Origin of the sequence: Comamonas sp. w2-DMI (genome assembly GCF_040187735.1) — a bacterium.
In the GTDB taxonomy this organism is placed as follows: domain Bacteria; phylum Pseudomonadota; class Gammaproteobacteria; order Burkholderiales; family Burkholderiaceae_C; genus Comamonas; species Comamonas terrae.
Genome location: NZ_JBANEL010000004.1, coordinates 1 through 21,190, shown reverse-complemented (window position 1 = coordinate 21,190; position 21,190 = coordinate 1). Strand labels below are relative to the sequence as shown.

The following is a 21,190-nucleotide window of genomic DNA, read 5'->3' as shown; positions in this document are numbered from 1 at the left end:
GTTTCCATCAGAAGTTGTGGCGCACGCCCAGGGCCACGGAGCGCACGCCGTTGCCGCTGTTGGCGATCACGGGCACGTTGGCGATGCTCACGCCCGAGCCTCCCGCATTGCTCGACTGCAGCCAGCGCGCATACAGCATGGTGCGCTTGCTCAGGTCATGGTCGTAGCCCAGCGTCCAGGCCGTCTGCTTGCGGTCGGATCCTTCGACGCTGCGGCGCGCCACGGAAAACAGCAGCCGGTCGTTGGAGGCGACGTTCCAGGTGGCCCCGACCTGGGCGAGGTGGGAGTCGCGCGTGCCGGGCTGGTTGACGCTGGCGGAGCTGTAGCTGGCACCCAGGCGCAGCGTGGGCAGGGCTTGCCAGCTGCCGACCAAGGTCTGGAAGCGGCTGGTGCGGGGCGAAGCGACGGGTGCCGCGGGGCTGCCGGCCACGGCGTTCTGGAAGCTGTAGCCGATGAAGAAGTCCTTGTGGTTCCAGGCGACGGTGCCGCCGTAGATCTGGCCGTTGTTGCTGTTGGGCGAGGGCGTTTCGCCGAAGGCGTAGGCCAGGTCCACGAGCAGCGGCGAGGCGTCGGGCGTGCGGTAGCGCAGCATGTTGTTGGCGCGTGGCGCGAACATGCTCAGGCCGGGCTGGGCATCGGTCGCGTAGCCCAGGTTGAGGGTCGTGAACAGCGAGTTCATGCCGAACGGGTCGGAGCGGAACAGGGCGTTGAACATGGGGGTGTACATGCGGCCCAGATCGACCTGGCCCCAGGGAGCGACCAGTCCCAGGTAGGACTGGCGCGTGAACGCAAAGCCGGGGCCGGGAATGGTGCCGAGGCCGGTGTCTGCCGAGACGCCGGCTTCGAGCAGGAAGCGGGCATACATGCCACCGCCGAGATCCTCCCGGCCGCGAAAACCCAGGCGCGAGGCGGCGCTGCCGCCGTCTTCCAGGCGCGTCAGCCGCGTGGGGCCCGACTTGGCGCTGTTGAGGTGGACGTCCATGACGCCGAAGATTTCCACGCTGCTCTGGGCCCAGGCAGAACTTCCCAGGGCGGCCCAGCCAGCGGCCGCCAGCCATTGCTTGTGCTTCACGAATATGTCTCCTGCGGTTGTGCTTTTTGCACCGGCACACGGCCTTGTGCTGCGGTGTGACTGCTACTATCCGCAGCTGCCCGGCCGGTGCTCTGTCAAGGCTTTGACAATTGACGGAACACGAGCCGGGGACTAACCCGGAGACGGTTTTCAGCCCTAGCCCCATGTCCCGCAAACTTCCTCCCGAAGCCGATTCCGTGGCCCTGATACGGCGTGCACTGGGCATGTGCCGGATGATGAGCGGCTGGCCCGACGACGTGCTGGACGAACTGGCCGCCATTGCGCGGCTGGGACGCTATGACAAGCGCACGCCCATCATGGTGGGAGACCGTGCGCGGCGCGAAGTGCTGGTGGTGGCCTCGGGCCGGCTGGAGGTGGAGGGGGTGGATGCATCCGGCGTGCGCTTCGTGCTGTCCATGCACGGCCCCGGCGAGATCGTGAGCCTGGTGCGGCTGCTCAAGAACATCCGCTTTGTCTACGACTTCCAGGCCCACGAGGGCACGACGATCGTGTTTCTGCCCGGCGACCCGCTGCTGGCCATACTGGATGCCCATCCCTTGCTGTGGCGCGATGTCTGCATGCTGATGCTGTCGCGCCTGCACGAGCAGATCGCGACGCAGCAGCGGCGTGCGCTGGGCCATACCGCCAACCATGTGGCCGATGCGCTGGTGCAGCTGGCCCTGGCCCATGGTCAGGCGGTCGAGGGCGGATCCGCGCTGAGCCTGCGCATCTCGCAAAGCGACCTGGCAGCCATGCTGGCCATGTCGCGCCAGACCGTGAACAAGGAGCTGCGCGTGCTGGCGCACAGCGGCGTGATCGATGCAGCCTACGGGCGCATCACCGTCCAGGACCTCGATGCGCTGCGCCGCCTGGCCGAAGGGCGGCCGCTGCGCAGCGGCTGAGGCTCAGCACTGCACGGCGCCTGCAACCGGGCGCATCAGCGTGCTCTGGCCGAACAGGCTCTGCACCAGGTCCACCACGAGTTCCGCGGTCTGGTTGCGCACATCGAGCGCGGGATTGAGTTCCACGATATCCAGCGAGGCCAGGCGGCCGGTGTCTGCAATCATCTCCATGCACAGCTGCGCCTCCCGGTAGTTGGGGCCGCCGCGCACCGGCGTGCCGGTGCCGGGGGCGATGTCGGGATCGAGGAAATCCACGTCGAAGCTCAGGTGCAGGTGCACGTCGCTGCTGCCCGGGCCGCTCAGCCCCGTGAGCGCGCGGCGCATCACTTCGCGCATGCCCAGCTCGTCGATGGCGCGCATGTCGTAGACCTCCAGCCCCAGCTCGTCGATCATGCGCTTTTCGCTTTCATCCACGCTGCGCAGGCCGATCTGGCAGAACGCCGAGGCCGGCAGCGCCGGCGTGGCGCCCGACAGCGCGGCCAGCGCCGCCGGGCCCAGGCCGCACAGGCTGGCGACCGGCATGCCGTGCATGTTGCCGGTGGGCGAGCTCTGCGGCGTGTTGCAGTCCGAGTGCGCGTCCAGCCACAGCACGCGCAGGCGCCTGCCCGTGGCGCGGCAGTGGCGTGCCACGGCGCTGATGGAGCCGGCGGCCAACATGTGGTCGCCGCCCATCATGATGGGCAGGCGGTCCTGCTGCAGCACCTGCAGCACCGCGTCGTGCGCGAGCTGGGTCCAGTCCAGGCATTCGGCCAGGTTGCGCATGCCTTCGGTATCGCGCTCGTTGCGCGGATTGGGCGGGCCGGCGAGGTTGCCGAGGTCATGCACGGCCACGCCCAGCCGTTCGAGCGCCGGCGCCAGCTGGGCCACGCGCAGCGCGTCCGGTCCCATGGCCGCGCCCAGGCGCGAGGCGCCCACGTCGGTCGGAATGCCGATCAGCGTGGCCTGGATGCGGGCGGTTTCAGAAGCGGAGTGGTCGTTTGGTTCCATGGTCATGCGGTCTTGCGTTCGTTGAGGGGGACGACCTGGCCGGCCCGGGCCTGCAGCACCATGGCGAACAGGTCCTTGGGATCGGCCAGCGCGGGCACGAGCTCGATCTGCGACAGCAGACCCGTGCGGCGCGCCAGGGCGTGCATGGTGCGCAGGGCCGAATAGTCCTCGAGCGCAAAGCCCACGCTGTCGAACAGCGTGATCTGCTGCGGCGAGCTGCGGCCCGGGGCCAGGCCCTGGATCACGCGCCACAGCTCGGTGACCGCGAAGCCGGCCGGCATCTGCTGCAGCTCGCCTTCGATGCGCGTCTGCGGCTCGTATTCGACAAATACCCGGGCACGCTGCAGCAAGCCGGCATCGAGCTCGGTCTTGCCCGGGCAGTCGCCGCCCACGGCATTGATGTGCATGCCGGGCTCGGCCAGATCGCCGGCCATGACGACGGCCCGGGTCTTGTCGGCCGTGGCCGTGGTCACGATATCCGCGCCCCGCACCGCGTCCTGCACGCTGGCAGCCAGGACCATTGTGGCGCCGAACTGCGGCAAAAAGGGTTGCAGATTGCGTACCAGCTTTTGCGATGCGGCGGGGTCGATGTCGAACAGGCGCAGCTCGCGCACCCCGAGCAGCGCCATGAAGGCCAGCGCCTGGAACTCGCCCTGCGAGCCGTTGCCGATCAATGCCATGCTGCGGCTGCCACTGCGGGCCAGCCGGCGCGCTGCCATGGCCGAGGTGGCGGCGGTGCGCAGCGCCGTGGTCAGCGTCAGTTCGCTGACGAAGCGCGGCATGCCGGTAGCCACGTCGGCCAGGGCGCCGAAGGCCATCACGGTGGGAAGGCCTTGCAGGGGGTTGAGGGGATGGCCGTTGACGTACTTGAACGCATAGTCGCGCGTGTCGGCCACGGGCATGAGCTCGATCACGCCCCGGTCCGAATGCGCGGCCGTGCGCGCGGACTTGTCGAAGTCCTGCCAGCGGCCGTAGTCGGCCTCGACGGCCTCGGCCACGAGGCGCAGCACTTCCACGATGCCCACATGGGCCACCAGGCGCGCCGCGTCGCTGGCGCTCAGAAAGTCGGTCTGCACCTGCGCGGACGACTGGGTTTGAGGAACTGGCATGGCGTTTCCTCCTTGGTTGGATTCTTAGGACTTTTACCCTTGGAATCCAGATGTGGAAAGCGCTGGTAGCTATGGTTTTTCGCGCGGGGCAGAATGGAGCATTGGGGATGGTGGCGGTGGCCGATGTACATGGTGTGACAATGTCGGCATGACCCAGACCCTCACGATCACCCGTCCCGACGACTGGCACCTGCACGTGCGCGATGGCGAAGCCATGCGCTCCGTGGTGCCGCACACGGCCGCGCAGTTCGCGCGCGCCATCATCATGCCCAACCTCAAGCCGCCGGTCACCACCACCGGGCAGGCGCTGGAGTACAAGCAGCGCATCCTGGCCGCCGTGCCCGAAGGGCTGAGCTTCGAGCCCCTGATGACGCTGTACCTGACCGACAGGCTGCCGCCCGAGGAAATCGTGCGCGCCAAGGCGGCCGGCATCGTGGCCTGCAAGCTGTATCCGGCCGGCGCCACGACCAACAGCGACCATGGCGTGACCGACATCCGCAAGATCTACCCGACACTGGAAGCCATGCAGCGCGAGGGCCTGCTGCTGCTGGTGCACGGCGAGGTGACCAGCAGCGAGATCGACCTGTTCGACCGCGAGGCGGCCTTCATCGACCAGCAGCTGATTCCGCTGCGCCGCGATTTTCCCGAGCTCAAGATCGTGTTCGAGCACATCACGACCCGGGAAGCCGCGCAGTACGTGAACGAGGCGGACCGCTTCGTCGGCGCCACCATCACGCCCCAGCACCTGCTGTTCAACCGCAACGCCATCTTCACGGGCGGCATCCGCCCGCACTACTACTGCCTGCCCGTGCTCAAGCGCGAGACCCACCGCCTGGCCCTGGTCGAGGCGGCCACCAGCGGCTCGGCCAAGTTCTTCCTGGGCACGGACAGCGCCCCGCATGCGGCCCACCTCAAGGAGCATGCCACGGGCTGCGCGGGCTGCTACAGCGCCCATGCGGCCATCGAGATGTATGCCGAAGTCTTCGACAAGGCCGGTGCGCTGGACAGGCTCGAAGCCTTTGCCAGCTTCAACGGCCCCGACTTCTACAGCCTGCCGCGCAATACCGGCAAGATCACGCTGGTGCGCGAAAGCTGGACGCCGCCCGACAGCTTTGCCTTCGGCGAGGCCGAGCTCAAGCCTCTGCGCGCCGGCGAAGCCCTGCCCTGGAAGCTGGTGTAAGCTCGCTGCGGCGCGGGCAGGCCCTTCCTGCTCAGGCGCCGCTTCGACACCCTTGCACAGGAGAGTCCATGGCCGAGCTGCAGCCCCGCATTGCCCTGTTGATCGATGCCGACAACGCGCCGGCCGAGAAGATCGACGAGATCCTCACCGAGCTCTCCACCTTCGGCGTGATCGACATCCGCCGCGTCTATGGCAACTGGACCAAGCATGCGCTGATCGGCTGGCAGAACAAGCTGCTCGAATATGCGCTGCGGCCCATGCAGCAGTTCGACTACTCCAAGCACAAGAACGCCACCGACATGGCCATGACGGTGGATGCCATGGAGCTGCTCTACACCGAGAAGCCCGATGCCTTCGGCATCGTCTCCTCGGATGCCGACTTCACGCCGCTGGTCATGCATCTGCGCTTCAAGGGCGCTGCCGTCTACGGATTCGGGGCGGCGCAGACGCCCAAGCCCTTCGTCAACGCCTGCTCGCGCTTTCTGTACCTCGAGGCCCTGGGCGAAGACGCCGTGCTGGAGTCCGCGGCGGAAGCCGTTGCCGCTGTGGCCAAGCCCGTGGCCGCGGCCGGCGCAGCGCCGCAGCAGGGGGGCGGCAATGGCGCGCCACCCGTCGGCCCGGGGGACAAGCCCGCCGCCACCTGCGTGGCCGTCGGTCCCGTGGAAGGCGCCTGCCTGCGCGTGCCGCGCAATCAGCTGCGCCAGGACACCCGCCTCATGAACCTGCTGCGCTCGGCCGTGAACGCCACCCAGGACGAGGACGGCTGGGCCCGCGTGGGCGCGGTCGGCACGCAGATCGGCAACAAGGCCTCCTTCGATGCACGCAACTATGGCTATGCGACGCTGACCAAGCTGCTGGCCGCAACCCAGGCCTTCGACCTGCGCGACGAAGGCACGTCGCGCGTGGCGGTGCGCGACAAGCGGTCGGCCAGGGCCCGTTCGGGCAATTGAATGGCGGGCATCTGGCAGATCGACTGGTCGGCACCCTGGCTGGCCGGCGTGCGCGCCCTGGGGCAGCAGGCCGATGCGCTGGTGCGGCAGGGTCACGGCGTGGCCCGGGCGCTGCAGCAGGTGGCGGATGCACGGGGCCTGCTGGCAGGCTGGGAGTTCGTGCCGCAGGGCGCCCTGCCGCCCGGCCAGGCGTATGAAGCCTTCATCCGGGCCGAGCGCCGCATTCCCACGCGCGACAACCTGCATGACTTTTTCAACGGCCTGATCTGGCTGCACTGGCCCGTGCTCAAGCAGCATCTGAACGCCATGCAGGCCGCGGCCATCGCGCAGCAGGGCGTCGGGGCGCAGCGGGGGCCGCTGCGCGATGCGATCACCGTGCTCGACGAGAACGGCGCACTGCTGCTGGCGCCGCAGCGGCTTTGCGAGGCACTCCGGCACCGGCGCTGGCACGCGCTGTTTGTGGAGCTGCGGCCGCTTTGGGCGCAGGCGCGCGTGCTGCCGATCGGCCACGCGCTGCTGGAAAAGCTGGTGGCGCCGCGCAAGCCCATCACCGCGCATGTGATCTGCGTGGCCCGTGAGGCGGCTGGCGTGCCGCAAGAGGGCGCGGCCCTGGACGCATGGCTGAGCGCGAGCGCCCATGCCGGGGCTTGCAATCTGGCGGCCAAGCCTTATCTACCATTGCCCGTGCTCGGAATCCCGGGCTGGTGGCCGGAAAACGAGAACTTTTCCTTCTATGATGACTCTCTTGTTTTCCGGGCTCCGCGTACCACACAAGCAGCACAACAAACGGTACAGCCTGCCTGAACCCGGAGCGGGCGGCGTCCGGCCCGCAAGGCCCGCGCCCGGCGCCATGCCAGCGCATTCCGGCATTCCCGTCCCCCTGTGTGGAGTACACCCCTGATGAAACGTATCGCTCTGTTCCTGTTGACCAACATCGCCGTGGTGGCGGTGCTGGGCATTGTCGCCAGCCTGCTGGGCGTCAACCGCTATCTCACCGCCAATGGCCTGAACCTGGGCTCCCTGCTGGGGTTTGCCTTCGTGATGGGCTTTGGCGGCGCCATCATCTCGCTGCTGATCTCCAAGCCCATGGCCAAATGGACCTCGGGCGTGCACGTGATCAACGAGCCGCGCAACGCCGACGAGGCCTGGATCGTCAACACCGTGCGCGGCTTTGCCGAAAAGGCCGGCATCGGCATGCCCGAGGTCGGCATCTACGAAGGCGAGCCCAATGCCTTTGCCACGGGGGCGTTCAAGAACTCGGCCCTGGTGGCCGTGTCCACCGGCCTGCTCGAAGGCATGACGCGCGAGGAGGTCGAGGCCGTGATCGGCCACGAGGTGGCCCACATCGCCAACGGCGACATGGTGACCATGACGCTGATCCAGGGCGTGATGAACACCTTCGTGGTCTTCCTGTCGCGCGTGATCGGCTACGCCGTGGACAGCTTTCTGCGCAAGAACGACGAGAACAGCTCGGGCCCGGGCATCGGCTACTACGTGACCACCATCGTGCTCGACATCGTGCTGGGCTTCCTGGCCGCCATCATCGTGGCCTGGTTCTCGCGCCAGCGCGAATTCCGCGCCGACGCCGGCGCGCCCGCCTCATGGGCCGCAAGCAGCCCATGATGAATGCGCTGGCGCGCCTGGGCGGCATGCACCCGGGCGAACTGCCCAAGAGCGTGGCGGCCATGGGCATCACGGGCAACATCGGCAAGCTGTTTTCCACGCACCCGCCGATCGAGGAGCGCATTGCTGCACTGCAAAACGCCCACTGAGCGCCCCGATTTGTAAACGGCTGCGGCCGATCTTTACGTCCGCTTCACAAGCCCCTGTCAACAACCGGCAGGGGCTTTTTCGTTGAAGCAGCAGGGGCGCCGAAGCGCTTTCAAGGAGTTGTCATGCAATCGTCTTCTTCGGTGGGGTTCCGCCGCTTTCTGCCTGCAGTGGCCCTGGTAGGTGCCTGCGCCGCGCTTGCCGGCTGCGTGGTGGCGCCGGCCTATCCGGCTTACGGGTACGACACCACCATCGCGGGCGATGTGTATGCGCCCATGGCTCCGCCGCCGCTGCAGGCCGAGGTGATCCCGGTGGCGCCGTCGCCGGCCTATGTCTGGATCGGCGGCTCCTGGGGCTGGTCGGGCGGCGGCTACCGCTGGAACCCGGGCCGCTGGGCCATGCCGCCGCGCCCCGGCTACGGCTGGCATCCCGGCGGATGGAACCATGGTCCGCGCGGCTGGTATGGCCGGGGCGGCCACTGGGGGCCTAGGTAAGGCTCCCCATGAGCCGCTTTGCGGCTTCCCTTTGAGGGGGACGACGCCTTCAGCTAGGCGCCCCCGCCGCGAGGCGGCTCTTGCTCGGCGTCTCTGGCTTAGGCCACGCCAGTTTGGGGTGTTTGCTTTTTTCTAGACACTAACTTTCGGGAGGTGCCGGCTTGCTGCCGGCCTTCTCGAGCAGGAAGTCGATGCAGGTGCGCACGGCCCGCGTCTGGTGGCGGTTGGGCAGGTACAGCAGGTACATGTGCGTGCCGAAGATGCTCAGCCGGTATTCCTCCAGCGTGGTCAGCACCTCGCCGCTGGCCACCTTGTCCTGCACCACGTAGTCGGGCACCAGGCCCACGCCCAGGCCCGCGAGAATGCCCTGGCGCAGGAACGGGAAGTGCTCGGAGATCATGGTCGGCTCCAGCAGCACTTCCTGCCGCTCCATGCCCTGGTAGGCGGACAGCCGCAGCTGGCGGCCCACCACGCCGGCCGTGATCAGCGGGCTGTTGCGCAGATCGTAGAGCGTGGCCGGCAGGCCGTGCTGCCGGGCATATTCGCGCGAGGCGCAGGCCACATAGCGCACGTTGCCCAGGCTGCGCGCGATCACCGACAGCGGCGGCTCCTGGATCACGCGGATGGCGATGTCCACCTCGTCGCGCAGATTGTCGGCACGGTTCTCGAACAGCACGTCCAGCACGATGCCCGGATACAGGCGCTTGAACTCGATCAGCCAGTCGCTCATCACGATCTGGCCGTAGCCGCTGGGCACGCTGATGCCCACGCGCCCCTGCAGGCCCTGGCCCAGCGAGGTGACGGTCTCGCGCGCGGCCTGCATCTCGTTCTGGATGGTGCGCCCATGCTCGTACAGGCGCAGGCCCACCTCGGTGGGCTCCACGCGGCGCGTGGTGCGCTTGACCAGCTGCACGCCCACGGATTTTTCCAGCTGCGTCAGGTGGTAGCTCACGTTGGCGCGCGTCATCTTGAGCTTGCGCGCCGCCTGGCTCAGGTTGCCGCTGTCGATGATTTCCACCAGCAGCGTCAGCGCATTCAAATCCACCGCGGCCTCCTTTGTTCAAAATTACTTGACGCTCTGTCAATCTGGCTATGGATTGTAAAGACCCATTATCGGAATAAGAATGGGTGCTTCCTGTGACGAGTTAACCGGAGACAAGCGCATGAGTTCTGCAGCCGAGGCCCCCGTGGTCCAGACCCGCCGTGACGGCGATGTGCTGGTGGTGAGCATCAACAACCCTCCCGTCAATGCCCTGGGCCAGGCCGTGCGTGCCGGCCTGCTGGCCGCCATCGAGCAGGCCGATGCCGACGCCGGCGCGCGCGCCGTGCTGATCGTGGGCGAGGGCAAGGCCTTCATCGCGGGCGCCGACATCCGCGAATTCGGCAAGACACCCCAGCCGCCGTCGCTGCCCGAAGTCTGCAACCGCATCGAAGCCTCGAACAAGCTCGTGGTCGCCTCCATCCACGGCGCGGCCCTGGGCGGCGGCCTGGAAGTGGCCCTGTCGGCCCACTACCGCGTGGCACTGCCCGCTGCCAAGCTGGGCCTGCCCGAAGTCAGCCTGGGCCTGCTGCCCGGCGCCGGCGGCACGCAGCGCGCGCCGCGCCTGATGGGCGTGAAGGCCGCCGCCGACCTCATGCTCAGCGGCAAACACCTGTCGGCCAAGGCCGCCCAGGCTGCCGGCCTGGTGGACAAGCTGGCCGAGGGCGAGGATCCCGTGGCCACGGGCCTGGCCTATGTGCAGGAGCTGCTGGCGCAGGGCGCCAAGCCGCGCCGCACGCGCGACATCGAGATCGCCGACAAGCCGGCCGCGCTGGCCGAACTCGACGCGCTGGCCGCCGAGACCGCCAAGAAGAGCCGCGGCCTGTTTTCGCCGCTGAAGATCGTGGAGTGCGTGCGCGCCGCCGTGGAGCTGCCCTTCGACCAGGGCCTGGCCCAGGAACGCGCATCGTTCATGGAATGCCTGGCCAGCCCCCAGCGCGCGGGCCTGATCCATGCCTTCTTCGCCGAGCGCGAGACCGCCAAGATTCCCGAGGCCAAGGCGGCCCAGCCGCGCCATTTCTCCAGGATCGCCGTGATCGGCGGCGGCACCATGGGCGCGGGCATCACGGTCTCGGCCCTGGACGCCGGCCTGACGGTGACCATGATCGAGCGCGATGCCGAATCCATCGCCCGCGGCCAGGCCAATGTGGAAAAGGTCTACAACGGCCTGATCGCCAAGGGCCGCATGACCGAGGAGGCCAAGGCCGCCATCATGGCCCGCTACACCCCCAGCACCTCCTATGACGACATCCGGGACGTGGACCTGGTGATCGAGGCCGTGTTCGAGGACATCGAGGTCAAGAAGGCCGTGTTCAAGGAACTGGACCGCGTCTGCAAGCCGGGCGCCGTGCTGGCCACCAACACCTCGTACCTGGACATCGACGCCATCGCCGCCGCCACCTCGCGCCCGCAGGACGTGATCGGCCTGCACTTCTTCAGCCCGGCCAACATCATGAAGCTGCTGGAGATCGTGGTGCCCGCCAAGGTCGCGCCCGACGTGGTGACCACGGCCTTCGAGCTGGCCAAGAAGATGAAGAAGGTGCCCGTGCGCGCCGGCGTGTGCGACGGCTTCATCGGCAACCGCATCCTGGCCGTGTACAAGCAGGCCGCCGACTACATCATGGAAGACGGTGCTTCGCCCTACGAGATCGACGAGGCCGTGCGCGGCTTCGGCTACCCCATGGGGCCGTTCCAGGTCACCGACCTGGCCGGCGGCGACATCGGCTGGGCCACGCGCAAGCGCCGCGCCGCCACGCGCGACCCCAAGGCGCGCTATGTGGAGATCGCCGACCGCATCTGCGAGCGCGGCTGGTTCGGCCAGAAGACGGGCCGCGGCTTTTACCTGTACCCGCAGGGCGCCCGCGTGGGCCAGCCCGACCCCGAGGTGCTGGCCATCGTCGACGCCGAGCGCGCCAAGAAGGGCATCACGCCGCGCAAGTTCACGGCCGACGAGATCATGCGCCGCTACATGGCCGCCATGGTCAACGAAGGCGCCAAGGTGCTGGAAGAGGGCATCGCCCTGCGTCCGCTGGACATCGACGTGACCTTCCTGTCCGGCTACGGCTTCCCGCGGTTCCGTGGCGGCCCCATGAAGTGGGCCGACATGACGGGCCTTCCCAAGGTGCTGGCCGACATCCGCGAATTCGCCAAGGAAGACGCGCTGTTCTGGAAGCCCGCACCCCTGCTGGAAAAGCTGGTCGCCGAGGGCCGCGACTTCGACAGCCTCAACAAGAGCGCTGCCTGAGCCAGGGCCGGTTTTCCCTGAAAAGGGAAGAAAAAACAGGAGCTGCCTTCGCTTGATGGACAAGGGAATTGGATAGAAAAATATCTGTTTCCATTATGAACAATGCGCAGGCAGCTATCAAAAAAGCAGAAGAAACTTTCAAGAGACAAGGACCGAAAATGCGCGAAGCCGTCATCGTTTCCACCGCCCGCACGCCCCTGACCAAGTCGCACCGCGGCGAGTTCAACATCACGCCCGCCGCCCAGCTGGCGGCCTTCTCGGTCAAGGCCGCGGTCGAGCGCTCGGGCATCGACCCGGCCCTGATCGAGGATCTGGTCCTGGGCTGCGGCAACCCCGACGGCTTCCAGGGCCGCAACCTCGGCCGCCAGGCCGTGCTGCGCGCCGAGCTGCCGCTGTCGATTGCCGGCACCACCATCACGCGCTACTGCGCCTCGGGCCTGCAGTCCATCGCCGTGGCGGCGGGCCGCATCGTGGCCGAGGGCGTGGACGCCATGATCGCCGGCGGCGTGGAGACCATCTCCGGCATCCGCGCCGGCAACAACCTGCCCACCGACATGGACCCGTGGCTGGTCGAACGCAAGCCCGAGCTGTACATGGCCATGATCGACACGGCCGACATCGTGGCCAAGCGCTACGGTATCAGCCGCGAGGACCAGGACGCCTTCTCGCTGCAAAGCCAGCAGCGCACGGCCGCGGCCCAGGCCGCCGACCTGTTCAAGGACGAGATCATCGCCTGCGCCACGCGCATGGCCGAGAAGAACAAGGACACCGGCGAGATCACCTACCGCGAGGTGGTCGCCACCAAGGACAACTGCAACCGCCCCTCCACCACGCTCGAAGGCCTGCTCAAGCTGGAGCCCGTCAAGGGCGAAGGCAACTTCATCACGGCCGGCAATGCCTCCCAGCTGTCGGACGGCTCCTCGGCCTGCGTGCTGATGGAGGCCAAGCAGGCCGAGCGCCTGGGCCTCCAGCCCCTGGGCGCCTTCCGCGGCTTTGCCGTGGCCGGCTGCGAGCCCGACGAAATGGGCATAGGCCCGGTGTTCGCAGTGCCTAAGCTGCTGGCGCGCCACGGCCTCAAGGTCGAGGACATCGATCTCTGGGAACTCAACGAAGCCTTCGCCTCGCAGGCCCTGTACTGCCAGCGCAAGCTGGGCATCCCCAACGAGCGCCTGAACGTCAACGGCGGCGCCATCTCCATCGGCCACCCCTTCGGCATGACGGGCGCGCGCCTGGCCGGCCACATCCTGCTCGAAGGCCAGCGCCGCAAGGCCAAGGACCCGTCGGTGAAGTGGGGCGTGGTGACCATGTGCATCGCCGGCGGCATGGGTGCTGCGGGCCTGTTCGAGATTTTCTGATACCCCCTGATCGCTGCGCGCCTTCCCCCTGAAGGGCGACGACAGCCTCGCTGCGGGGCGGCCCTTGGTCGCTGTCCCTGGCGTGGGGCGCTCTGGTTTTGAGGCGAAGGCGCATGACGCCATGGATTACTGAGGAATAGCAATGGATTTGCAATTTACGACCGAAGAACTGGCCTTCCGCGACGAAGTGCGGGCCTTCCTCAAGGACAAGCTGCCCGAGGAGCTGGCCCACAAGGTCAAGAACGGCCTGCGCCTGACCAAGCAGGACATGGAGCGCTGGCACGCCATCCTCAACGAGCGCGGCTGGCTGGCCAACCACTGGCCCGAGCAGTACGGCGGCCCGGGCTGGAGCGCGGTGCAGAAATTCATCTTCGAGCACGAATGCGCGCTGGCCGGCACGCCGCGCATCGTGCCGTTCGGCCTGTCCATGCTGGGCCCGGTGCTGATCAAGTACGGCAACGAGCAGCAGAAGAACTACTGGCTGCCGCGCATCCTCAACGGCGCCGACTGGTGGTGCCAGGGCTATTCGGAGCCGGGTTCGGGCTCGGACCTGGCCTCGGTCAAGACCACGGCGGTACGCGACGGCGACCACTACATCGTCAACGGCCAGAAGACCTGGACCACGCTGGGCCACCACGCCAACATGATCTTCTGCCTGGTGCGCACCAACAAGGAAGTCAAGGCCCAGGCCGGCATCAGCTTCCTGCTGATCGACATGAACACGCCCGGCGTGGAAGTGCGCCCCATCATCACGCTGGACGGCGAGCACGAGGTCAACGAGGTGTTCTTCACCGATGTGAAGGTGCCTGTCGAGAACCTGGTGGGCGAGGAGAACAAGGGCTGGACCTATGCCAAGTACCTGCTGACCTACGAGCGCACCAACATCGCGGGCGTGGGCTTCTCGGTGGCCGGCCTGGAAAAGCTCAAGGTGGTGGCCGACCGCGTGCAGTGCAACGGCAAGCCCCTGTCGCAGGACCCGCTGTTCGCGGCGCGCCTGGCCAAGGTCGAGATCGACCTGGAGAACATGAAGACCACCAACCTGCGCGTGATCGCCGCCGTGGCCGGCGGCGGGGTGCCCGGTGCCGAAAGCTCCATGCTCAAGATCAAGGGCACGGAAATCCGTCAGGAGCTGCTGTCGCTGACGCGCCGCGCCATGGGGCCCTACGCCGCGCCCTTCATCGAGGAAGCGCTGCACGCCGGCTACAGCGAGCCCGCCATCGGCGACGAGGCTGCCGCATCGGCCGCCGCCTCCTATTTCAACTACCGCAAGCTGTCCATCTTCGGCGGCTCCAACGAAATCCAGAAGAACATCATCTCCAAGATGATCCTGGGCCTCTGATCCGGCAAGGAAACGGAATATGAACTTCGAACACACCGAAGACCGCCGCATGCTGGCGGACAGCCTCAACCGCTTTGTCTCCGAGCAGTACGCCATCGAGGCGCGCAACCAGCTGGCCTATGGCGCCGAAGGCCACAGCCCGCAGCTGTATGCCCAGTTCGCCGAGCTGGGAGCCATCGGCGCGCTGTTCCCCGAGGACGTGGGCGGCTTTGGCGGCAAGGGTTTCGACATCAGCGTGATCTTCGAATGCCTGGGCCGCGGCCTGGTGGCCGAGCCCCTGCTGGGTGCGCTGGTCGTGGGCCAGGCCCTGGTGCAGGCCGGCAGCGATGCGCAGCAGCAAAAGCTCGAAGGCATCATCGCCGGCACCACGGTGGCGGCGCTGGCGCATGACGAGCCGGGCAGCCATTACGAGCTGAACAACGTGTCCACCACGGCAAAGCGCGAAGGCGACGGCTGGGTGATCGACGGCGCCAAGGGCGTGGTGGCCTTCGGCGAGAAAGCCGACCTGCTGCTGGTCTCGGCCCGCACCTCGGGAAGCCAGTTCGACACGCAGGGCATCAGCCTGTTCCTGGTGCCCGGCGACGCCCCCGGCATTGCCAGGCGCGGCTACAACCGCATCGAAGGCGGCCGCGCTGCCGAGCTGCGCTTCAACCAGGTGCGCGTGGGCGCCGATGCGCTGCTCTCGGCCGAGGGCCTGGGCCATGGCGTGCTCGAGCGCATCGCCGGCTACGGCGTGCTGGCGCTGGCCGCGGAGGCCGTGGGCGCCATGGACGTGGCCAAGGACCAGACGCTGGAATACCTGCGCACGCGCAAGCAGTTCGGCGTGGCGATCGGTACCTTCCAGGCCCTGCAGCACCGCATGGCCGATCTGCTGCTCGAGGTCGAGCAGGCGCGCTCGGCCGTGATCAACGCCGCTGCCGCCATCGACGAGGAGGACGTGCTGGCGCGCGAGAAGGCGCTGGCTGCCGCCAAGTACAGCATCGGCCGCATCGGCACGCTGGTGGCCGAGGAAAGCATCCAGATGCATGGCGGCATCGGCATGACCTGGGAGCTGCCGCTGGCCCACTATGCCAAGCGCCTGGTGATGATCGACCACCAGTTCGGCGACGAGGACCACCACCTGGCGCGCTATATCGCGCTGAACCAGAAAAATTGAAGTTCCCCCCGAGTCGCTGAGATCATCCCCGTGAAAAGAGGGGGACGGCGGCCTTTGCTGCGGGACGGCCCTTGCCGGCCGTCCGCCGTGGGGGCCGCGCAGGTTTGAGCGCTGAGGGAAGAACGGACCTTGAGGAGAACGAATGTGAGCCAAGCCCTGCTGACGCGCCGCGAAGGCGCCGTGCTGGTCCTGTCCAACAACAACGTGGCGGCGCGCAATGCGCTGTCGCCCGAGTTCTATGCGGCCGTGACGGCGGCGCTGCGCGATGCGGCCGCCGATCCGGCGGTCGGCGCCATCGTGCTCACGGGCGAGGGCGGCCACTTCTGCGCGGGCGGCGACCTGCGCCAGCTGGCCAGGCGCCGCGAACTGCCGGTGCAGGAACGCCGCGCCAAGCTCGAAGGCCTGCACGACCTGATCCGCAGCGTGCGCGACTGCCCCAAGCCGGTGATCGCCGCCGTCGAGGGCGCGGCCGCGGGCGCCGGCCTGTCGCTGGCGCTGGCCTGCGACATGCTGGTAGCTGCGAAGAATGCCGTGTTTTCGGTGGCCTATGTCAAGGTGGGCCTGACGCCCGATGGCGGCGCCACGGCCTTCCTGGCCGAGTTCGTCTCGCGCCAGCTGCTGACCGAGCTGTGCCTGACCGGCGAGCGCATCAGCGGCGAGCGCCTGCATGCGCTGGGCCCGGTCAACCGCCTGGCCGAGCCCGGCCAGGCGCTGGCCGATGCGGTGGCGCTGGCCGGCCAGATCGCCGGCGGTCCCGGCCAGGCCATGGCCTGGATCAAGGACCTGTGCCGCCAGGCGCCGCGCAACACGCTGCAAGAGCAGCTGGAGCTGGAGGCGCAATACATGGTGCGTGCGCAGGAGACCGAAGAGTCGCGTGAAGGCATTGGCGCCTTCCTCGAAAAGCGCACGCCCGACTTCACCCAGCTGCGCCGTTGAGCCAGCCATCCCGGCCGCCAGGCGGCCGGGATGCTCGACATGCATGGCGCCGCAAGGCGCCGATTTCCGGAAATTCAAGGAGACAAGCCATGGCCACCACCGAGCCGACCCAGGACATCGACTTTCCGCTGGAGGGAGTGCGGGTGCTCGATCTTTCGCGCGTTTTTGCCGGGCCCATGTGCGCCATGGTGCTGGCCGACTTCGGCGCCGAGGTGGTCAAGGTCGAGCATCCGGGCCGCGGCGACGACACGCGCGACTGGGGCATCCGCATCGGCAAGACCGAGACCACCTACTACAACAGCATGAACCGCAACAAGCGGTCCATCACCATCGACCTGCAAAGCCCTGCGGGCCTGAAGCTCATCCATGAGCTGCTGCCGCAGTTCGACGTGGTCATCCACAACTTCAAGACCGGCGGCGCCGAGAAGCTGGGCCTGGGCTACGAGCAGCTCAAGGCCATCAAGCCCGACCTGGTCTATTGCGCCGTGGCCGGCTACGACAGCAGCGGGCCCGAGGCCAAGCGCCCAGGCTACGACCTGGTGATCCAGGGCGAGGCCGGCCTGATGGCGCTCAACGGCGAGGCCAACACGCCGCCGCTGAAGTTCGGCGTGGCCGTGGTCGACCTGATGACCGGCATGTATGCGGCCCAGGCGATCCTGGCGGCGCTGTTCCGCCGCGAGCGCACGGGCAAGGGCCGCCTGATCGAGATGGCGCTGTACGACTGCGGCCTCACGATCACGGGCTACTACGGGCTCGATGCGCTGCAGCTGGGCCGCGACCCCGAGCGCTACGGCAACGCCCATCCGTCCATCGTGCCCTACGGCATGTACGAGGCCGCCGACGGCCCGCTGATCATTGCCGTGGGCAACAATGCCCAGTTCGACAAGTTCTGCCGCCTGTGCATAGAGCGCCCCGACATCGTCGAGGACGAGCGTTTCGCCACCAATGTGAACCGCGCCAAGCACCGGCTGGAGCTGTCGCCCATGCTCAAGGAGCTGATCCGCTCCTTCCCGCGCGATGTGCTGCTGGAGCGCCTGACGGCCGCCGGCATTCCCTGCGGCAAGGTGGCGGGCCTGCATGAGGCCCTGACCAGCGAGCGCACGCAGCGCGGCCGCCTGGTGCAGGACATGCCCCATCCCGTGGTCGGCACCACGCCGGTGTTCGCGCCGCCGTACCGCCTGGACGGCCGGCGCCTGCCCATCCGCAACGCGCCGCCCACGCTGGGAGAGGGCACGCGCGAGGTGCTGCAAAAGCTCCTGTCGCTGAGCGACGCGCAGCTGCAGGCCCTCAAGGACGAGGGCGTGCTGACCCTGCCCCAGGACTGACATTGAGCCCGCCTCGCCTCCCCACGCCGCACCAAGACGGCAGGGCGGCGGCTGCAACCCAACACAGGAGACAAGCCATGAACCATTCCATCACGCGCCGCGACATGCTGCAGGGCCTGGCCGCCATCGGCGGCGCCAGCCTTCTGGACGGCAGCGCCCTCGCGCAGGCCGCCAGGCCGGCCTGGCCCAGCAAGCCCATCCGCCTGGTCGTGCCCTTCAATGCGGGCGGCGCCACCGACATCATTGCCCGTACCGTGGGCGAGGTGCTGGCCAGGCGCACCGGACAGCCCGTGGTGGTCGACAACAAGGGCGGCGCCGCCGGCATCCTGGGCACGGATGCCGTGGCCAAGGCCCAGCCCGACGGCCATACGCTGCTGCTGTCGCTCAGCACCTCGATGCTGATCAACCAGTTCCTCTACACCAAGCTGCCCTACAACCCGCAAAAGGACCTGGCCCTGGTCAGCCAGATCGCGGCGGCGCCGGTCACGCTGGTGGTGCATCCCTCGGTGCCGGCCAGCAACATGAAGGAACTGCTGGCTTATGTGAAGGCCCACAAGGGCAAGCTGTCCTATGGCTCCTGGGGCGTGGGCTCGTATGCCCACCTGGCCGGTGCCTACATGAGCAAGACCATGGGCGCCGACATGACCCATTCGGCCTACAAGGGCGAGGCGCCCATGATCCAGGACCTGATCGGCGGCCAGCTGCAGCTGTGCTTCTCCAGCGCGCTCAACACCAAGCCTTTCATCGAATCGGGCCGGCTCAAGGCCATCGGCGTGACCGGCAGGCAGCGCATGGACATCCTGCCCAAGCTGCCCACGATCCACGAGCAGGGCGTGACCGACGATGCGTACTCCATCTACGGCTGGGTGGCCATGGGCGCCCCCGCGGGAACGCCGCGGGAGATCGTGGACCAGCTCTATGCCCATCTGCACGAGATCGGCAAGGACCCCAAGGTGCTGGAGCGCATCGCCGGCGCCGGCTTCATGCCCATGATGAACAGCCCCGCGGCCTTCCGTGAGAACTATCAGCGCGACATGCCCATCTGGAAGTCGCTGGTGGAGGCGGCCGACGCTAGATTGGATTGATGACCCCTGAGCCGCTGCGCGGTTTCTCCCCCGAGGGGCGGCTCTTGCTGGCCGTCTCTGGTTTGGCGATGCGCAGCGCCAGGGATGTTTGTAGATGACAGGAGACTTTATGCACCAACTCAATCTTCGACGACGCGCCGTTCTGGCCATGGCTGCGGCCCCGCTGCTGGCGGGCGCGGCCGGCAGCGTCCTGGCCCAGCAGTCGGGCTGGCCCGACAAGCTGGTCCGGCTGGTCGTGCCGTTCCCGGCGGGCGGACCCACCGACACGGCTTCGCGCATCGTCGGCCAGAAGCTGGGCGAGCGCCTGGGCCAGACCGTGGTGGTGGACAACCGCCCCGGCGCCTCGGGCTCCATTGCAGCCGCCCAGGTCATCAAGGGGGCGCATGACGGCTATACGCTGATGACGCTGGCCACGCCCACGCTGCTGGCCCCGCACCTGTACAAGAAGGCAGGCTACGACAGCGCCAGGGACTTCGTGCCCGTGGCCATGTTCTACGACCTGCCCATCGTCATCGTGGTCAATCCCAAGCTGCTGCCCGAGGTGACGGACCTGCAAAAGCTCATCCAGCACGCCAAGGCCGAAAAGACGCCGATGAACTACACCAGCGCGGGCAACGGCAGCTTCGGCCATCTCAGCATGGAGCTGCTCAAGCAGATGGGCGGCTTCGACATGCAGCACGTGCCCTACAAGGGCAGCGCCCCGGCCATCACCGACACCATCGGCGGCCAGGTGCCCGTGATGTTCTCCGACCTGATCGCCGCGCTGCCCCACATCCAGTCCGGCAAGCTGCGCGCCATCGCCGTGGGCTCGCCCCAGCGCGTGGGCACGCTGCCCGAGGTCAAGACCGTGGCAGAGCAGGGCTTCAAGGGCTATGAGGCCGTGTCCTGGGGCGGCATCGTCGCGCCTCCGGGCACGCCCAAGGCCGTGGTCGACCGCGTGGCCGGCGAGGTCAAGCAGATCCTGGCCGACAAGCAGGTGCAGGAGCGCATGGCCGGCTCGGGTGCCTTTGCCCACTTCGAGGACCCGGCGGCCTTTGGCGCGCGCATCAGGCAGGACTACACCAAGTGGGGCCAGCTGATCCGCGAAAAAGGCATTGCGGCCGAATAAGCCGCTGATTCAATGACTGGAGGAGCCTCCATGAAGACACGCATCACCGAACTCTTCGGCATCGAGCATCCCATCATCCAGGGCGGCATGCACCATGTCGGCCTGGCCGAGCTGGCCTCGGCGGTTTCCAACGCCGGCGGTCTGGGCATCATCACGGGCCTGACGCAGCGCACGCCCGAGCTGCTGGCCAGGGAAATCGCGCGCTGCCGCGAGATGACCGACAAGCCCTTCGGCGTGAACCTGACCTTTCTGCCCTCGGTCAATCCGCCCGACTATCCGGGCTATGTGAAGGCCATCATCGACGGCGGCGTAAAGATCGTCGAGACGGCCGGCAACAACCCGCAAAAGTGGATGCCCGCGCTCAAGGAGGCCGGCATCAAGGTCATCCACAAGTGCACCTCGGTGCGCCATGCGCTCAAGGCCGAGGCCATCGGCTGCGACGCCATCAGCGTGGACGGCTTCGAATGCGGCGGCCATCCGGGCGAGGACGACATCCCCAACTTCATCCTGCTGCCGCGCGCCGCCGAAGAACTCAAGATTCCCTTCGTCGCCTCGGGCGGCATGGCCGACGGCCGCTCGCTGGTGGCCGCGCTGGCGCTGGGCGCCGAAGGCATGAACATGGGCACGCGCTTCATTGCCACGCAGGAGGCGCCGGTGCACGACAACGTCAAGCAGGCCATTGTCGCGGCCAGCGAACTCGATACCCGCCTGGTCATGCGCCCGCTGCGCAACACCGAGCGCGTGCTGACCAACAGCGCCGTCGAGCGCCTGCTGCAAAAGGAGCGCGAGCTGGGCCCGGCCATCACCTTCGAGGACATCCTGCCCGAGGTGGCCGGCGTCTACCCGCGCATCATGCAAAACGGCGACATGGAGGCCGGCGCCTGGTCCTGCGGCATGGTCGCTGGCCTGATCCGCGACGTGCCCACCGTGCAGCAATTGATCGACTCCATCATGGCGCAGGCCCACGCACTGATCGCAGAGCGTCTGGCCGGCGTGCTCCGTTAACTCTTCAGCAAGGAACCCCGGAATGAAAATTCTCGTCCCCGTCAAGCGCGTGGTGGACTACAACGTGAAAGTCCGCGTCAAATCGGACGGCACAGGTGTGGACATCGCCAACGTCAAGATGAGCATGAACCCC

Annotated in this window: 18 protein-coding genes and 2 pseudogenes; 16 read left to right on the top strand and 4 right to left on the bottom strand. The window is 67.6% G+C overall.

Features of this window, described 5'->3' with window-relative positions; genetic code table 11:
• Positions 1-7: 7 nt before the first annotated feature.
• The gene (locus tag V8Z74_RS05870) at positions 8-1,072 is read right to left on the bottom strand and encodes a porin (protein ID WP_066476083.1); all 1,065 of its coding nucleotides are present in this window, start codon (positions 1,070-1,072) and stop codon (positions 8-10) included.
• A 164-nt stretch (positions 1,073-1,236) separates the two neighbouring features.
• Between V8Z74_RS05870 and V8Z74_RS05865 the strand changes: the two genes are divergently transcribed.
• Positions 1,237-1,974, top strand: coding sequence for a Crp/Fnr family transcriptional regulator (locus V8Z74_RS05865; protein ID WP_349708481.1), 738 nt, complete (start codon positions 1,237-1,239; stop codon positions 1,972-1,974).
• 3 nt (positions 1,975-1,977) lie between these two features.
• Here the strand turns inward: V8Z74_RS05865 and rocF are convergent, their stop codons facing one another.
• Positions 1,978-2,967, bottom strand: coding sequence for an arginase (gene rocF, locus V8Z74_RS05860; protein WP_245633340.1), 990 nt, complete (start codon positions 2,965-2,967; stop codon positions 1,978-1,980).
• Positions 2,964-4,070 carry an ornithine cyclodeaminase gene (gene ocd, locus V8Z74_RS05855; protein WP_349708480.1) on the bottom strand — a complete coding sequence of 369 codons (1,107 nt, stop codon included), beginning with the start codon at positions 4,068-4,070 and terminating at the stop codon, positions 2,964-2,966. Before ocd ends, rocF begins: the two co-directional genes overlap by 4 nt.
• Positions 4,071-4,218: 148 nt before the next feature.
• Here ocd and pyrC point away from each other — a divergent pair, with 148 nt between their 5' ends.
• From pyrC to V8Z74_RS05830, 5 genes and pseudogenes are all read left to right on the top strand, one after another.
• A complete protein-coding gene (gene pyrC / locus V8Z74_RS05850) occupies positions 4,219-5,250 on the top strand; it encodes a dihydroorotase (protein WP_349708479.1) in 1,032 nt (343 codons plus the stop codon).
• A gap of 68 nt (positions 5,251-5,318) precedes the next feature.
• Entirely contained in the window at positions 5,319-6,200 is an 882-nt protein-coding gene (locus tag V8Z74_RS05845) for an NYN domain-containing protein (RefSeq protein WP_349708478.1), read from the top strand.
• The gene (locus tag V8Z74_RS05840; RefSeq protein WP_349708477.1) at positions 6,201-7,004 is read left to right on the top strand and encodes a DUF3025 domain-containing protein; all 804 of its coding nucleotides are present in this window, start codon (positions 6,201-6,203) and stop codon (positions 7,002-7,004) included.
• A gap of 96 nt (positions 7,005-7,100) precedes the next feature.
• A pseudogene (gene htpX / locus V8Z74_RS05835) lies at positions 7,101-7,972 on the top strand (protease HtpX).
• Between the two features lie 123 nt (positions 7,973-8,095).
• Positions 8,096-8,464 (top strand): hypothetical protein, encoded by a 369-nt coding sequence (locus V8Z74_RS05830; RefSeq protein ID WP_349708475.1) that lies wholly within the window; start codon positions 8,096-8,098, stop codon positions 8,462-8,464.
• Between the two features lie 139 nt (positions 8,465-8,603).
• On the opposite strand, the gene V8Z74_RS05825 is transcribed toward V8Z74_RS05830, so the two are convergent.
• Complete coding sequence (locus tag V8Z74_RS05825) at positions 8,604-9,509, bottom strand: LysR family transcriptional regulator (protein WP_066476108.1); 906 nt, start codon at positions 9,507-9,509, stop codon at positions 8,604-8,606.
• A gap of 118 nt (positions 9,510-9,627) precedes the next feature.
• On the opposite strand from V8Z74_RS05825, the gene V8Z74_RS05820 reads away from it, so the two are divergent.
• From V8Z74_RS05820 to V8Z74_RS05775, 10 genes and pseudogenes are all read left to right on the top strand, one after another.
• On the top strand, positions 9,628-11,748 hold the full coding sequence (locus V8Z74_RS05820; protein ID WP_349708473.1) for a 3-hydroxyacyl-CoA dehydrogenase NAD-binding domain-containing protein: 2,121 nt from the start codon (positions 9,628-9,630) through the stop codon (positions 11,746-11,748).
• A 158-nt stretch (positions 11,749-11,906) separates the two neighbouring features.
• Positions 11,907-13,103 (top strand): acetyl-CoA C-acyltransferase, encoded by a 1,197-nt coding sequence (locus V8Z74_RS05815; RefSeq protein ID WP_349708471.1) that lies wholly within the window; start codon positions 11,907-11,909, stop codon positions 13,101-13,103.
• Between the two features lie 142 nt (positions 13,104-13,245).
• Positions 13,246-14,442 (top strand): acyl-CoA dehydrogenase family protein, encoded by a 1,197-nt coding sequence (locus V8Z74_RS05810; protein ID WP_066476114.1) that lies wholly within the window; start codon positions 13,246-13,248, stop codon positions 14,440-14,442.
• Between the two features lie 19 nt (positions 14,443-14,461).
• Positions 14,462-15,598, top strand: a complete 1,137-nt coding sequence (locus V8Z74_RS05805) for an acyl-CoA dehydrogenase family protein (RefSeq protein WP_066476116.1) — start codon at positions 14,462-14,464, stop codon at positions 15,596-15,598.
• A 144-nt stretch (positions 15,599-15,742) separates the two neighbouring features.
• Positions 15,743-16,534, top strand: coding sequence for an oxepin-CoA hydrolase, alternative type (locus V8Z74_RS05800; protein WP_349708469.1), 792 nt, complete (start codon positions 15,743-15,745; stop codon positions 16,532-16,534).
• Positions 16,535-16,623: 89 nt separating this feature from the next.
• Entirely contained in the window at positions 16,624-17,859 is a 1,236-nt protein-coding gene (locus V8Z74_RS05795) for a CaiB/BaiF CoA transferase family protein (RefSeq protein WP_066476121.1), read from the top strand.
• A 77-nt stretch (positions 17,860-17,936) separates the two neighbouring features.
• A complete protein-coding gene (locus V8Z74_RS05790; RefSeq protein ID WP_066476123.1) occupies positions 17,937-18,944 on the top strand; it encodes a Bug family tripartite tricarboxylate transporter substrate binding protein in 1,008 nt (335 codons plus the stop codon).
• Positions 18,945-19,053: 109 nt separating this feature from the next.
• Positions 19,054-20,052: a Bug family tripartite tricarboxylate transporter substrate binding protein gene (locus tag V8Z74_RS05785; RefSeq protein ID WP_066476125.1), complete on the top strand. Its 999-nt coding sequence runs from the start codon at positions 19,054-19,056 to the stop codon at positions 20,050-20,052.
• Between the two features lie 30 nt (positions 20,053-20,082).
• The gene (locus V8Z74_RS05780; RefSeq protein ID WP_349708467.1) at positions 20,083-21,057 is read left to right on the top strand and encodes an NAD(P)H-dependent flavin oxidoreductase; all 975 of its coding nucleotides are present in this window, start codon (positions 20,083-20,085) and stop codon (positions 21,055-21,057) included.
• Between the two features lie 22 nt (positions 21,058-21,079).
• Positions 21,080-21,190: pseudogene (locus tag V8Z74_RS05775) on the top strand (electron transfer flavoprotein subunit beta/FixA family protein); the annotation flags it as partial.